The organism is uncultured Psychroserpens sp. (assembly GCF_947501425.1).
GTDB lineage: Bacteria > Bacteroidota > Bacteroidia > Flavobacteriales > Flavobacteriaceae > Psychroserpens.
The window spans coordinates 89,072-103,343 of sequence record NZ_CANMVN010000005.1; the positions used below are offsets into that span (position 1 = coordinate 89,072).

The 14,272-nt window shown below is 35.3% G+C and carries 11 protein-coding genes; 2 read left to right on the top strand and 9 right to left on the bottom strand.

Annotated features, from left to right (window positions below):
* The first annotated feature begins 2 nt into the window (after positions 1-2).
* On the top strand, positions 3-647 hold the full coding sequence (locus tag Q0951_RS08915) for a PolC-type DNA polymerase III (protein ID WP_299336234.1): 645 nt from the start codon (positions 3-5) through the stop codon (positions 645-647).
* A gap of 2 nt (positions 648-649) precedes the next feature.
* Here Q0951_RS08915 and Q0951_RS08920 read toward each other — a convergent pair whose 3' ends face one another.
* The 3 genes from Q0951_RS08920 to aceB all read right to left on the bottom strand — a co-directional run bounded on the left by Q0951_RS08920 (position 650) and on the right by aceB (position 4,747).
* Complete coding sequence (locus tag Q0951_RS08920; protein WP_299336235.1) at positions 650-1,654, bottom strand: NAD(P)-dependent alcohol dehydrogenase; 1,005 nt, start codon at positions 1,652-1,654, stop codon at positions 650-652.
* A 151-nt stretch (positions 1,655-1,805) separates the two neighbouring features.
* Positions 1,806-3,083 carry an isocitrate lyase gene (gene aceA, locus Q0951_RS08925; protein ID WP_299336236.1) on the bottom strand — a complete coding sequence of 426 codons (1,278 nt, stop codon included), beginning with the start codon at positions 3,081-3,083 and terminating at the stop codon, positions 1,806-1,808.
* A gap of 65 nt (positions 3,084-3,148) precedes the next feature.
* Complete coding sequence (gene aceB, locus Q0951_RS08930) at positions 3,149-4,747, bottom strand: malate synthase A (protein WP_299336237.1); 1,599 nt, start codon at positions 4,745-4,747, stop codon at positions 3,149-3,151.
* 119 nt (positions 4,748-4,866) lie between these two features.
* Between aceB and Q0951_RS08935 the strand changes: the two genes are divergently transcribed.
* Positions 4,867-6,345, top strand: coding sequence for a helix-turn-helix domain-containing protein (locus tag Q0951_RS08935; RefSeq protein WP_299336238.1), 1,479 nt, complete (start codon positions 4,867-4,869; stop codon positions 6,343-6,345).
* Here Q0951_RS08935 and Q0951_RS08940 read toward each other — a convergent pair.
* The 6 genes from Q0951_RS08940 to Q0951_RS08965 form a co-directional block, all read right to left on the bottom strand.
* Positions 6,342-6,965 (bottom strand): DUF2306 domain-containing protein, encoded by a 624-nt coding sequence (locus Q0951_RS08940; protein WP_299336239.1) that lies wholly within the window; start codon positions 6,963-6,965, stop codon positions 6,342-6,344. The two genes, Q0951_RS08935 and Q0951_RS08940, sit on opposite strands and share 4 nt — an antisense overlap.
* Positions 6,966-6,974: 9 nt before the next feature.
* The gene (gene acs / locus Q0951_RS08945) at positions 6,975-8,882 is read right to left on the bottom strand and encodes an acetate--CoA ligase (protein WP_299336240.1); all 1,908 of its coding nucleotides are present in this window, start codon (positions 8,880-8,882) and stop codon (positions 6,975-6,977) included.
* An 8-nt stretch (positions 8,883-8,890) separates the two neighbouring features.
* Positions 8,891-10,792 (bottom strand): acetate--CoA ligase, encoded by a 1,902-nt coding sequence (locus Q0951_RS08950; protein ID WP_299336241.1) that lies wholly within the window; start codon positions 10,790-10,792, stop codon positions 8,891-8,893.
* On the bottom strand, positions 10,789-11,013 hold the full coding sequence (locus Q0951_RS08955) for a hypothetical protein (protein WP_299336242.1): 225 nt from the start codon (positions 11,011-11,013) through the stop codon (positions 10,789-10,791). Before Q0951_RS08955 ends, Q0951_RS08950 begins: the two co-directional genes overlap by 4 nt.
* Before the next feature lie 73 nt (positions 11,014-11,086).
* Positions 11,087-11,452, bottom strand: coding sequence for a response regulator (locus Q0951_RS08960; RefSeq protein WP_299336243.1), 366 nt, complete (start codon positions 11,450-11,452; stop codon positions 11,087-11,089).
* 16 nt (positions 11,453-11,468) lie between these two features.
* Complete coding sequence (locus Q0951_RS08965) at positions 11,469-14,159, bottom strand: sensor histidine kinase (protein ID WP_299336244.1); 2,691 nt, start codon at positions 14,157-14,159, stop codon at positions 11,469-11,471.
* Positions 14,160-14,272 lie beyond the last annotated feature (113 nt).

Genomic DNA, 14,272 nt, shown 5'->3' on the forward strand with positions numbered 1-14,272 from the left:
TCATGAGTTGGTTTAAACGACAAACATATCCTGAGTTCTACACAAACTATTTAGAAAGTTTCAAAGGGAAATCTAATACCTTAGAGACTATTCGTTTTGTTGTTTTTGACACCGAAACAACTGGCTTAAATCCGAAATCAGATCGCATACTTTCCATTGGTACAGTAGCTGTTACTAACTTTCAAATTGATGTCGCAGATAGCCTAGAATTGTATGTTAAGCAAGAGCAATTTAATGCTAAAACCGTTGAAATCCACGGGTTGCTTAAAGAAGGATTGATTACAAAAACGGAAGAGACCCAAGCCATACAACAATTTCTAGCTCATATTGAAAATGCTGTTTTAGTAGCTCATCATATCGCTTTTGATGTCGCTATGATTAATGAAGCTCTGAAACGAATGAATTTACCCAAACTCAAAAATAAAGTTGTAGATACTGGTACATTGTATAAAAAGACTAAATATCTAAAGGATGAGACACATTATAGTCTGGACGAATTATGCGCTACCTTTAATATTACTATGCATGATCGACATACAGCATCAGGCGACGCTTACCTAACTGCTGTATTATTTCTCAAGCTCACTGCATTGTTGCGACAAAAGAAAAGCAGACTAAGTCTACGGGATCTCACTGGCTGGTTTTAAGTTTAAGCCTTTAGTACCACTCTAAATCTAGCTTTACCATCATGTAAATGCTGAATCGCTTTATTGACATTCGACATATCAAATTCTTCAACCGTTGGATAAATATCATGTCGCACACAAAATTCCAGCATTTTTCTGGTGAGTGCCACACTTCCTAAAGGGCTACCTCCAACAGATTTTTCACCAGAGATCATACTAAACGCTGGTATTTCCATTGGTTCTAAAACAGCTCCAACAGTATGCAGTTTTCCTTGTGGAGCTAAGGTAGTTAGATAGGCATTCCAATCTAATTTCACATTCGTAGTATTCAAAATAAAGTTCAAAGACCCAGCGATATTTTCCAACTCCTCAGCATTGGTAGAATCTACAACATTATGAGCTCCCATAGCTTTTAATGCATCTGTTTTAGACTTGTTTGACGTAAATGCAGTCACTTCACAACCCCAAGCTTTAAGAAACTTAAGTGCCATATGTCCTAATCCTCCAATCCCAATCACACCTACTTTATCTGTAGGTTGAACTCCAGACAAAACTATTGGATTAAAAACGGTAATACCACCACAAAACAACGGACCAGCTTTTGACATATCGATGCCTTCTGGTAGTTTAGTCACCCAAGACCAATGTCCGCGAACATAATCAGCAAATCCGCCATGACGACCTACAATGGTACCCTCAACTTCTCCACAAAGATGTTGTTTCCCGTCCATACACTGATTGCAATGCATACAAGATGCCGAATTCCATCCCATTCCAACATGGTCACCAATTTCTAATCCTTTAACCTGATCACCTACAGCAACGATCTCACCAACAATTTCATGTCCCGGAACAATTGGAAATGCTGTCATTCCCCATTCATTATTAATCATACTCATATCACTATGACAGAGTCCGCAATAATGTACTTTGATATCTACGTGTTCCTGACCAATCTCTGGCAAATCGTATTCAAATGCTTCTAACTGAGCTCCTGCTTCATGTGCAGCGTATGCGTTGACTTTCATAATGTTAATAGATTAATGGTTATTTTGTGAATCTCAAAGATACGAAGATCGAAAGCTAAAGCCTATTAAGTTGATGTTAAGTATGCAAATAAAAACACACCCAAAATGAGTGTGTTTTCAACTAACTAATAAAAAATATAAGAATGCATTACTAAAACTGTGCAGTCTCAGTACTATCTTTCATTGCCACTGTACTAGACTTTCCCGTTGTTACGGTATTCTGTACAGCATCAAAATAAGTAGTTCCAACAAAACCTTGATGTTTTACAGCATTGAAACCATCTTTTTGCAATGCAAATTCTCGTTCTTGTAATTCAGAGTATCCTGCCATACCCCTTTCTCTATAAGCTTTAGAGAGTTCGAACATGCTTGTGTTAAGTGCGTGAAATCCTGCTAAGGTTATGAATTGAAATTTATATCCCATTGCAGCTAACTCTTCTCTGAAACTTTCCATTTCATTAACACTCAATTTAGCTGCCCAATTAAATGAAGGTGAACAATTATAAGCTAACAATTTACCAGGAAATTCTTTATGAATAGCTTCAGCAAACTGACGAGCGTAATCCAAGTCTGGATTTGAGGTTTCCATCCAAATCAAATCTGCGTAAGGCGCATAGCTCAACCCTCGAGCAATACCTTGCTCAATTCCATTTTTCACATAAAAGAAACCTTCACTAGTGCGTTCTCCTGTTATAAACTCATGATCTCGAGGATCTATATCACTAGTAATTAAATTAGCGGCATCAGCATCAGTTCGTGCAATAATTAAGCTAGGTACACCTTGAACATCTGCAGCCAGACGAGCTGCTACTAATTTGTTTATTGCTTCCTGGGTTGGCACCAAAACTTTTCCTCCTAGGTGTCCACATTTTTTTGCTGAACTTAATTGATCTTCAAAATGAACCGCAGATGCACCAGCTTCAATCATATTTTTCATAAGCTCAAAGGCATTCAAATTTCCGCCAAATCCAGCTTCGGCATCAGCAATAATTGGAACGAGATAATCCAATTTTTTTTCCGGATTATTTACACTTTGAATTTGATCCCGTCGTAATAAGGCATTATTGATACGTTTGACAACCTGAGGCACACTATTAGCCGGATATAAAGATTGATCTGGATACATTTCTCCAGCTAGATTTGCATCTGCAGCAACTTGCCAGCCACTAAGATAAATAGCCTCAAGTCCAGCCTCTACTTCCTGTATAGCCTGATTCCCAGTAAGTGCACCTAATGCTGCCACAACATCCTGATTATGCAGTTTTTTCCATAATTTTTCTGCACCATAACGAGCAATACTATGCTCGATTGTGTAAGAGCCTTGAAGTGCTATAACCTCCTTTGCTGTATAAGGTCTTTCAACACCTTTCCATCTCGGATTAGTTAACCAATCTGTAAGTAATTTTTGAATTTTGTCTGTAGTTTCCATAAATTTGTGTGTATTATTGATTTAATATAGATCCTGTTGAATGTTGCCGCATTCGCAGGATTTTTTTATAGTTGCTGATATGCTGATAGTGTTAAAAACTCCTCAAATTCCTCTTGAGTAACTAATCTCTTGAATAAAGAGATAGCATCAGGAAATTTTGTATTCATGATTTTTGATTCACCTACTTCTACAATAATTTTTTCTACTTCTTCATCAAATAAGTTCTCAAACAAAACAGTGTCCAAGATGCGTCCGTCTGCTATTTCAACCTTATTTTGTAACCATTGCCATAGTTGTGTTCTGGATATTTCAGCTGTTGCTGCATCTTCCATCAGATTGTAAAGTGCTACTGCGCCATACCCTCTAAGCCAAGCTTCTAAATACAGAATACCAACATTTATATTTTTTCGAATTCCTGCTTCTGTGACAGTCCCTATTGGTTGTTCTACCAAATCAGTTTCGGAAACATTTACATCTTCACGTTTATTGTTTATTTGGTTTGGCGTAGACATGTATTTATCAAACTCAGTCATGGCTACTTCGACTAATGCAGGGTGAGCTACCCAAGTACCATCATGGCCATTTTTTGCTTCTCGTTCTTTATCTACTCTTACTTTTTCTAGAGCTTCTAAGTTAGCTTTTGGATCATTTTTAATAGGTATCTGAGCCGCCATACCTCCCATTGCGTGGATACCACGTTTATGACATCTCTGGATCACTAAGTTTGAGTAGGCTGCCATGAATGGTGTGGTCATAGTCACCTGATCTCTATCTGGAACAATAAAACCTTTATGATTTCTAAATTTCTTGATATAAGAAAAAATGTAATCCCAACGACCACAGTTTAAACCTACAATATGATCTTTTAATTCGTAAATGAATTCATCTAATTGAAAACTTGCTGTTATGGTTTCGATAAGTAATGTCGCCTTACATGTTCCTTTTGGAACACCAAGATAATCCTGAGCAAATACAAACACATCATTCCACCATCGTGCTTCTAAATAATGCTCCAACTTTGGTAAGTAAAAATATGGTGCAGTATTGTGTTCAAGCAAGGTCTTTGTGTTATGAAACACATAAAGTCCAAAATCTACTAAACTCCCAGAAAGTGTTTGTCCATCAATCATAAGATGCTTTTCTTGTAGATGCAAACCACGAGGCCTCACTAAAAGCACAGCGGTTTTTGTATTCAATTTGTAATGCTTACCTCTGGATTTGTCAATAAGTTCAATGGTTTTATTGTTTGCATCAATTAAATTTTGCTGACCATCCATAGTATTGGTCCAAGTTGGCGCGTTACTATCTTCAAAATCGGCCATAAAAGTCTTTGCCCCAGAGTTTAACGCGTTAATCACCATTTTTCTATCCACAGGACCAGTAATTTCAACACGTCTATCGAGTAAATCCTCAGGAATTGGAGCTGCTGTCCATTCTGAAGTTCTTATCTCCTTAGTTTCAATTGGAAATTTTGGAAAATTACCATTATCAAATACAACCTGTTCCTGTTTACGCCTTTCTAATAACTCTAATCGCCTATGATTGAATTTTTTATGAAGCTCAGCCAAAAATCGAGTAGCCTCTTCTGTTAGTAAGTTTGAATAGAACGTTTTCACATCTGGTGAAAATCTGATGTTTTGTTGCGTTGTGAGTAAAGTTTCCATAGAATAATATTTTGATAGAACAATGTTACAAATAGTTTTTCAAAAAAACAAGCGAACGTTCGCTATTTTTATTTATTCGCTAATTTTTAATGTTCGCAAATAATAGTATATTTGCCTTTATGGAGCAAGATTACATCAAACTAATATTCGGTTTAAAACTCAAGCAAATTCGTACAGACAAAGGATTGTCACTATTTGGATTATCCAAATTATGTGGTTTATCAAAATCCTATTTGAATGAAATTGAAAAAGGAAAAAAATATCCGAAACCAGATAAAATTGTAATACTTTCAGATAAACTAGAAGTTCCATATGACGAAATGGTGTCTCTAAAATTGGATAAAAACTTAGCGCCTATAGGTGAGATATTGCAATCAAAAGTTTTGAAGGAAATCCCATTAGAACTCTTCGGTATTAAAGAGGGCATCTTAATAGATATCATAGCAAATGCACCTTCAAAGGTCACAGCATTTATTAGCACCATCATTGAAATAGCAAAACATTACAGCTTCAGCAAAGAAAGTTTTTATCTCGCTTCAGTGCGATCATTTCAAGAAGCCAACTACAACTATTTTGATCATTTAGAACAATCTGTTTTAGATTTCTCGAAAACATATCAAGTTGATCTTAAAACACAAATAGATGCAAAGGAATTAGAAGATATTCTGATTGAAGAGTTTGGTTATACCATCAATTCTAAAGAACTCGCTTTACATTCAGAATTAAATGATTTACGATCCGTATTTGTTCCAAAATCAAAAATATTATTACTATCATCTAAGATTGATGATGCTCAAAAAACCTTTATTTATGCTAAAGAAATTGCCTACAACTATTTAGATATCAAAGATAGGCTATATACGTTTTCATGGATAAAATTTGATAATTTCGATCAAGTTCTAAATAATTTCTACGCCTCTTATTTTGCAGGAGCACTAGTTATACCAAGAGCAAGTATTACTTCTGACATAAAAAACCTATTTGGTAAGTCTGTTTTTAACACCAAAGATTTTTTTAAAATCCTCAATAAGTATAATGCTTCACCAGAATCAATATTTCAAAGGTTCACAAATATTTTGCCTCATGACTTTAATCTAAAAAGCTTATTCTTTTTACGTTTTTCGCATGAGAAAGGAACCAATAGATACGAGTTAAATAAAGAATTACACTTATCTAAGCAGCAATCACCACATGCCAACGAAACCAATGAGCATTATTGTAGACGTTGGGTTTCATTAAAGGTAATTAAGATGATTAGCGACAATACTAGTCAGCACGAATTTGATATTCAAATTTCAAACTATCCAGATCAGGAAAAACAATATTTAGTATTGTCTTCAGCTACGGCTGATCCTTTTAAATCGAATAGATTCAGAAGTGTTAGTATAGGTATCGAAATAAATAATCTAACCAAGCGAAAAATTGCATTTACTGGGAATTCTAAGCTTAAAACAGTAGATGTTGGAGTAACATGTGAGCGCTGTAACATAGTTGATTGTGAGCTTAGACAGGCTCAGCCCAATGTTATAGAGGCTCAATTAAAAGATGATAAAATTTCCGAAGTTGTAGAGCATCTACAGCGTAAATTCAGTAATTAACTGACATTGGGACGGTTTAATTTTTTGTGTTTTACAATCCAATAAGCAATGATAATATTGGGTACCCAACACAACCAGGCTACTATTCGGTAAGCTAATAGGAAGTCTTGAAATACAGCCATTAAAGTCGGCAGCCAAATACGCAATGTCACAGCAGCAAAACATGCAGCATAACTATAAATCATAAACTTTTGATGCTTAGACACATTACCGACTTTTATTGAGGAATAGCCCATAAACGTCGTATACAACCAAACAATTCCTAGTACCATAAAGCCAAGCATAGTGATCCAGCCTCCTGTAGCAAAACAGGCAATATATAAACTTGCCAATCCACTTAATAAGACAGTAATTGTATAGACTTTACCAATAGCACGATGTAGCTTCAGATTTTTGATTCTTATTGCTTTACTGAACTGTATCCAGCCAATAAGCAAAGCAAGACCTCCTAACAATATATGTGTGTAGAACCCGATATTCCAAAATACATCTTGTAATAAGAGATCACTTTTAGAATCCAGCAGTCCGAATGTACGATCAACAATAAAATACATCAATGGATATAATCCAACAGATATACATAATACTGCAAAAATTATAAAAGTGATCTTCTTTGTCATAGAAATAACTTACAAGGCATTATCCATAATATCCTTAACAACTTCAGGATTTAACAGTGTACTAGTATCACCCAGATTACTGGTGTCCTTTCCTGCAATCTTACGTAAGATACGACGCATAATTTTACCACTACGAGTTTTTGGTAATCCGCCTGTAAATTGAATCTTGTCTAACTTAGCAATCGGACCAATTTGCTCTGTAATAATCTGGTTGATTTCTTTTCTCAAATTATCCTGATTTCGATCTTCACCTGTCTCCTTGAGGGTGACATAACCATAAAGAGCATTACCCTTAATGTCATGCGGAAATCCTACAATAGCGCTTTCGGCTACAGCAGGATGCTCATTAATAGCATCTTCAATTGGTGCAGTACCTAAATTATGACCTGATACAATAATAACATCATCTACTCGACCTGTAATTCTGTAATAGCCTACTTCGTCCCGTAGAGCTCCATCTCCTGTAAAATATTTGTGTTCATAAGCCGAGAAATACGTGTCTTTATATCGTTGATGATTTCCCCATATGGTTCTAGCCATACTAGGCCACGGAAACTTTATACACAAACGACCATCAACTTGATTTCCTTTAATTTCTTGTCCGTTCTCATCCATCAAAGCCGGCTGAATTCCTATAAAGGGCAATGTAGCATAGGTTGGTTTGGTTGGAGTTGCAAATGCAATTGGTGTGATCATAATACCTCCAGTTTCAGTTTGCCACCACGTATCTACTATTGGTGCCTTTTTCTTTCCAACATTATCATCATACCAATGCCAGGCTTCTTCATTGATTGGTTCACCAACAGTTCCTAAAACCTTTAATGACGACAGATCATGTTTTTCGAGGTGCTCCACACCTTCTTTTGCCAAAGCTCTAATAGCTGTTGGCGCTGTGTAAAACTGGTTAACCTTATGTTTTTCAACAATATCCCAAAAACGACCAAAATCAGGATAGCTAGGTACGCCTTCAAACATAATTGTTGTTGCACCATTACACAACGGACCATAAACAATATAACTATGCCCTGTAATCCATCCTATATCAGCTGTACACCAATACACATCTTCTTCCCTATACTGAAATACATTTTTAAAAGTATAAGCAGTATAGACCATATAACCAGCTGTTGTATGAACCATTCCTTTTGGCTTTCCTGTGGAACCTGAAGTATATAAAATGAATAGAGGATCCTCTGCATTCATAGTTTCTGCTGGACAACTCGTATCAGCAGCATCGAGCAAAGGCTGTAACCAATGGTCGCGACCTGATTTCATTTGGATCTCTGTATTGATGCGTTTTGCGACCAACACAGAGTCAACACAATCACAGTCCTCAAGAGCTTCATCCACAATACTCTTTAAATCAATTGTTTTTGCGCCACGGTATGAACCATCACTAGTGATGACCATTTTACAATCGGAATCGTTAATTCTAGTGGCTAGAGCTGTAGATGAAAATCCGGCAAATACCACAGAATGAATTGCTCCAATTCTCGCACATGCAAGCACAGAAACAGCCAACTCAGGAATCATAGGTAAATAGATACAAACACGATCGCCTTTACCTATGCCTTTAGACTTTAATACATTAGCAAATCTGCACACCTTTTCATGCAATTGAGAGTATGTAATATGTTGTGCGGTTTCATCTGGACTATTAGGTTCAAAAATTATTGCTGTTTTATCACCTCTAGTAGCCAAATGTCTATCGATACAATTTTCGGTAATATTAAGTTGTGCACCTTCAAACCATTTGATTTCAGGCTTTGTAAAATCCCAACTCAATACCTTGTTCCATTTTTTTCGCCACATAAAATGCTCTTCGGCAATTTCTTCCCAAAATACTTCCGGGTTTCTAACCGATTTTCGATACACTTGATAGTATTCTTCTAAATGTTTGATATGATAATTACTCATGATTGATTTTATTTTAAATTATGAATCCCAATATTATGGGTTTGATATACTGATTTTATTTCATTTATTATTGCTACATCATCTATTGTTGATGGGATATTATATTGTTGTTCATCTGCAATATTGCGTAATAATTTACGAAGAATTTTTCCACTTCGAGTTTTAGGTAAACGATTAACAACAAGTACATCTCGAAAAGAGGCTACAGCTCCTATTTCATGCCTCACGTCCTGAATGATTTCTTTTTGAATATGTTCTTCTTCGGAAACATCGCCAGATTTCAATACGACAAGTCCGAGTGGCTTTTGTCCTTTTAAATCGCAATGCACACCAAATACAGCGCACTCTGCAACCGATTTGTGAGAGGCAACAATTTCTTCCATTTCAGCAGTAGATAAACGATGACCAGCCACATTGATAATATCGTCAACACGACCAGTTATAAACACATAGCCATCTTCATCTTTATAACCACCATCTCCAGAAAAATAATATCCTGAAAAACGATTGAGATAGCCAGACTTGAAACGCTCCGGATTTCCCCAAAGGTTACTTAGAGTTCCTGGTGGTAACGGTAATTTTACAGCAACATAACCTTCAGTACCGTCGGCAACTATATCTCCATCATCATTTAATATCTGGATATCATATCCACATACAGGAAAACTTGCTGATCCTGGCTTTACAGGTTGCAACTCTACTCCTACCATGTTAGCCAACATAGGCCAACCACTTTCGGTTTGCCACCAGTGATCTATTACTGGAACTTTAAGTTGTTGCTCTGTCCATTTCAATGTTGCAACATCACAGCGCTCTCCTGCTAAAAATTGATATTTTAAACAAGACAAATCAAATTGTTGTAGTAATTGACCATCAGGATCTTCCTTTTTAATTGCTCTAATAGCGGTTGGTGCTGTAAACATCACTTTAACCTGATGCTCACTAATGATTCTCCAGAATGTAGAAGCATCTGGAGTTTTAATCGGTTTACCTTCAAATAAAACTGTCGTATTTCGGTTTAATAGTGGTCCGTAAACAATGTAACTATGTCCTACAACCCAACCAACGTCACTGGCTGCCCAAAATGTATCACCTTCATCAACACCATAGACATATTTCATTGAAAATTTTAAAGCAGTGGCATAACCACCGGTATCTCTTATAATTCCTTTAGGTGTTCCTGTTGTTCCCGAAGTGTACAAAATATAGGATGGATGCGTAGATTGTAAGGCTACAGCTTCTACAGAAGGTGAATCATTTACTAATTTACTGTAGTCTATATCATATGGTTTATGAGGAATATCGACACCTAATTCTCTATCAAAAACAATCACATGCTCTGGCTTGTACTTAGCTAGAAGAATAGCCTCGTCTACAAAAGGTTTATACGGAATAATACGTTGAATCTCAATACCATTAGAGGCTGTGATAACGGCCTTAGGCTTGCAATCATCAATACGTATAGCAAGTTCATGAGGCGCAAATCCACCAAAAACAACGGAGTGGATAACTCCAATCCTCGCACAAGCTAACATAGCATACAATGCCTGAGGAATCATAGGCATATAAATAATACAGGTATCACCCTTTTGAAGTCCGAGCTCTCGTAATCCACCAGCCAATTTAGACACCTCTTTATGTAACGTGTTAAATGTAATATGTTCTTTATTATCAGTGACTGGTGAGTCATAAATAATCGCATTTTGATTGCCATAGCCTTCATTGATATGCTTATCTATGCACAGATAACTTAAATTAAGCTCTCCATCACTAAACCACTGATAGTAATCGTATTGATCTTTAGATAAGATAGTTTTTGGTGATTTAAACCAATCTAACTGGTTGGCTTGTTCCTGCCAAAATGAATCAGGATGATCAATACTTTTCCTATACAATTCTTGATAATTCATGGCTTGAGTTTTTTTGAGTTGAGTAAACCAAACCAATTAGGATTTAGGACTTTCAATTTGATAAGTGCCCAAATGATTACAACAAAGCAAATCCCCATGACTATAGAGAGTCCAGGATTAACATTTGTTTCATTTTCGAATTTAAATCTAAGATATAGCGTAGCAATGACATAGATACTAATAATAATATCTGACGCTAAAGGATTGATATGAAATTTCATGTCTTTAAACTTTAATTAAACATTGTTTGTTTGCACACAAAATCAATATTTAAAAAGACTTAAAAGACAATTTCTAAGTCAATAATTCCAGTATTTCTGAAACTATTTTTTTTACTGAAAAAGGCTTAGTTAAATATTTATCAGCTCCAAGTTTTAAACCTTTTTCTATGTCTGAAGCTTTATTTTTTGCGGTAAGAAACACTACTTTGGTATGTTCTAATCCGTCTGTATTTTTTATTTGAGTTAACGTCTGATAACCATCAACATTAGGCATCATAATATCTAATAAAACTGCATCTGGCACCTCATGTTCTAATATCTGCAAAGCCTCACTTCCGTCTCTAGCAATAAACACTTCAAAATCTTGTTTTTTGAAAGCATATTCAAGTGACATTACAATATTAGGTTCATCGTCAACAATTAAAATCTTTCTGCTCATATAAAACGTTTACAATTTACTTAAAAGGTAGCGTAAAAACAAGTGTTGCGCCCTTTTTTACATCTTTTTTTGCCCAAATTTTACCTTTGTGTTTTTCAATGATTTGTTTTGTAATTGCCAAACCGAGTCCACTACCTTGAGGTTTGATTGTATTTTGATGCTTAGATTGGTAAAATTTATCAAAAATATAATCGTGATCTTCATCTGGTATCCCTTTACCATTGTCGGATACAGAAACTTCAACATATCCATTTCCTAATTTATAATCTACAATAATTTTGCCCTTTTGAATCTCACAAAACTTAATTGCATTGGATAACAAATTAGTTAGCACCTGGAGGATACGATCTTCATCATAGTTAAGTTTAAAAGCATGCGGATTCTTATTTTTAAGTTTAATACCTTTATTAACTGCAATTTGAGTAATGCTTGATAAGGCCTTTTTAATTGTTTTTTGGAGATCGTGGCGTTGGATATCTAAATTAAGTCTCCCAGTTTCTAACTTTTCAAAATCTAAAATATTATTGATTAATCGACCCAATCGATCCGAATCCTGAAGAATATTTTTTAAAAACTGTGTCTTCATTTCTTTTGGCATGTCATCATCGTCATCCATGAGTAGTTCTGTAGCAGCACGAATACCAGTAATTGGTGTTTTTAATTCATGTGCAACTGTATCTAAAAACTCGTCTTTTTGTCTGTCTTTAGAGATTAATTCTTCGTTAGCATCTTTTAATTTAGAGGACAATTGCGACAATTCGTTAGATTTTTCGAGCAGCACTTTATTATTAACTATATTTTCTTTTGACTCTTCTAAAATTTTCAATACTTCAACTAAGCTAATCTGTTCCTCCTTTACTACACTTGCAATCAATATTTTTGCTGAAGCACTACCAATACTACCTGTGAGTAATTTTTCAGAAAAATTAATTAATCTCGCATCAGCCATTTGAGTATCGGGAGATAATTTGTACTTGGTAAAGAAAATATGTAATGCTCGGTTAGCTCTTTTTTCACCTAAAAACTTTACCAAAACATTTTTGATATCGGCTACGTAAGCCTCTCCTTTCCATACCAAAGCACTATCTTGAAGTGTTGTGAAATTTCTACTATCAACAAACATTTCGGCATAATTACGTTCTCTGTAATGCCCTTTTGAAGTCAAAGAAAATACCAAATAACATAATACATTAACAGTTATACTCCAGAAGAATGCGTGTGCTGGCGGACTCAGGAAATCTATACCAAATAAGGCATAGGGCTTTAAAGCAGTAATGCCATTGAGACCGTATTGCACAAAATCATCAGTTCCTGTGTAAGCTTGCAATGTAAATGGCAATACCAAAGTATAAAAAGCTACTGCAAAACCAGATATCATTCCTATGATTGCTGCCTTGGAAGATCCTCGATTCCAGAATAAGCCTATAAAAAAGGATGGCGCTAATTGAGAGATGATCACAAATGAAATTAAACCAATAGCGTACAGGGACAATTCTTTTGAAAAGGATACGTAAAAGAAATACGCTACAATTATAATTGTAAAGATTGAAATACGACGAATATTCTTTATGTACTTAAAATTACGTTCTGGTTGGTTTTTAATAAACTTATCTAAAAAACCATAAGGAATAATAAGATTGTTACTTACCATAGTTGACAATGCCAGAGTAGATACGATCACCATTGAGATTACTGCTGAAAAACCTCCCAAAAATACTAAAGTGGCTAAGAATGAATTCCCTTGTGATAATGGTAACAATAACGTATAGTATTCGGGATTTGCAGAAGTTCCAAATGTGAGCTTTCCTGCCCAAGCTATAAAAATAACGAACACATTAAATAACAATAGATAAAGTGGAAATAACCATATGGCTTTCTTTAGATGTTTTTCTCTGTTATTCTCTAATACCGAAACTTGAAATTGTCTGGGTAATAAAAATATAGCCATGAATGATAAAGCTATCATGAAAAACCAGTTGAATCCATCCTCTACACCTTCCAAACTAGTTAACGCTTCAAAATTTTCTGCTGAAGAAATCTGCTCGTAAATATCAGTGGTTCCATCAAATAAATAAAATGTAATATACACTCCGATAACCAAAAAGAAGACGAGTTTTAATATGGATTCAAATGCTACAGATGCTATAATACCCTTATGTTTCTCTGAAGCGTCTGTATTTTGCGTTCCAAAGAAGGTGGCAAATATAGCTAAGAGCAAAGCGACATAAAAAGTAGAATCGTCAAGTATAGTTGTTGAAATATAGCTTGTTTCATCAGCCATAATTTCAAAAGTTTCAGACACTGCTTTTAGCTGTAGTGAAATGTAAGGCAATGTGCCAAACAAACAAATTAGTGTGACCAATGCTCCCAAAAACCGATGATTTCCGTAGCGTAGAGAGATAAAATCTGCAATCGATGATATTTTATGCTGTTTTGAAATTCTAATTATCTTTCTAAGTAGTAGGATCCATAAAGGTGCTGCTATGATTGGACCTAAGTATATAGGTAAGAAATCAATTCCAGAATTTGCTGCAATACCAATACTTCCATAGTAAGTCCATGCTGAACAGTAAACAGCAAGAGACAAGGTATACACATATGGGTTATTAACCCATTTACTTTGTCGTTTTTTTTCAGCAAGAAAAGCAATGTAAAATAACACTGCTAAATAGAAGATGATAATAATGACCAATGTGTAATTATTCATAATGGCGTTTTAAGACGATATATGAAATGATTATGGACAACAACCAAATAGAAAACACTGAAAAATAAAAAGTAGGAATACCAAGTATGGCACCTTCCAAATTAAAAATCAAC

What these genes read in the sequence shown, in the direction of transcription:
- Q0951_RS08940 (WP_299336239.1), bottom strand. Translation starts at nt 6,965, where the DNA reads ATGACAAAGAAGATCACTTTTATAATTTTTGCAGTATTATGTATATCT.
- Q0951_RS08950 (WP_299336241.1), bottom strand. Translation starts at nt 10,792, where the DNA reads ATGAATTATCAAGAATTGTATAGGAAAAGTATTGATCATCCTGATTCA.
- aceB (WP_299336237.1), bottom strand. Translation starts at nt 4,747, where the DNA reads ATGGAAACTTTACTCACAACGCAACAAAACATCAGATTTTCACCAGAT.
- aceA (WP_299336236.1), bottom strand. Translation starts at nt 3,083, where the DNA reads ATGGAAACTACAGACAAAATTCAAAAATTACTTACAGATTGGTTAACT.
- acs (WP_299336240.1), bottom strand. Translation starts at nt 8,882, where the DNA reads ATGAGTAATTATCATATCAAACATTTAGAAGAATACTATCAAGTGTAT.
- Q0951_RS08920 (WP_299336235.1), bottom strand. Translation starts at nt 1,654, where the DNA reads ATGAAAGTCAACGCATACGCTGCACATGAAGCAGGAGCTCAGTTAGAA.
- Q0951_RS08960 (WP_299336243.1), bottom strand. Translation starts at nt 11,452, where the DNA reads ATGAGCAGAAAGATTTTAATTGTTGACGATGAACCTAATATTGTAATG.
- Q0951_RS08955 (WP_299336242.1), bottom strand. Translation starts at nt 11,013, where the DNA reads ATGAAATTTCATATCAATCCTTTAGCGTCAGATATTATTATTAGTATC.
- Q0951_RS08915 (WP_299336234.1), top strand. Translation starts at nt 3, where the DNA reads ATGAGTTGGTTTAAACGACAAACATATCCTGAGTTCTACACAAACTAT.
- Q0951_RS08935 (WP_299336238.1), top strand. Translation starts at nt 4,867, where the DNA reads ATGGAGCAAGATTACATCAAACTAATATTCGGTTTAAAACTCAAGCAA.
- Q0951_RS08965 (WP_299336244.1), bottom strand. Translation starts at nt 14,159, where the DNA reads ATGAATAATTACACATTGGTCATTATTATCATCTTCTATTTAGCAGTG.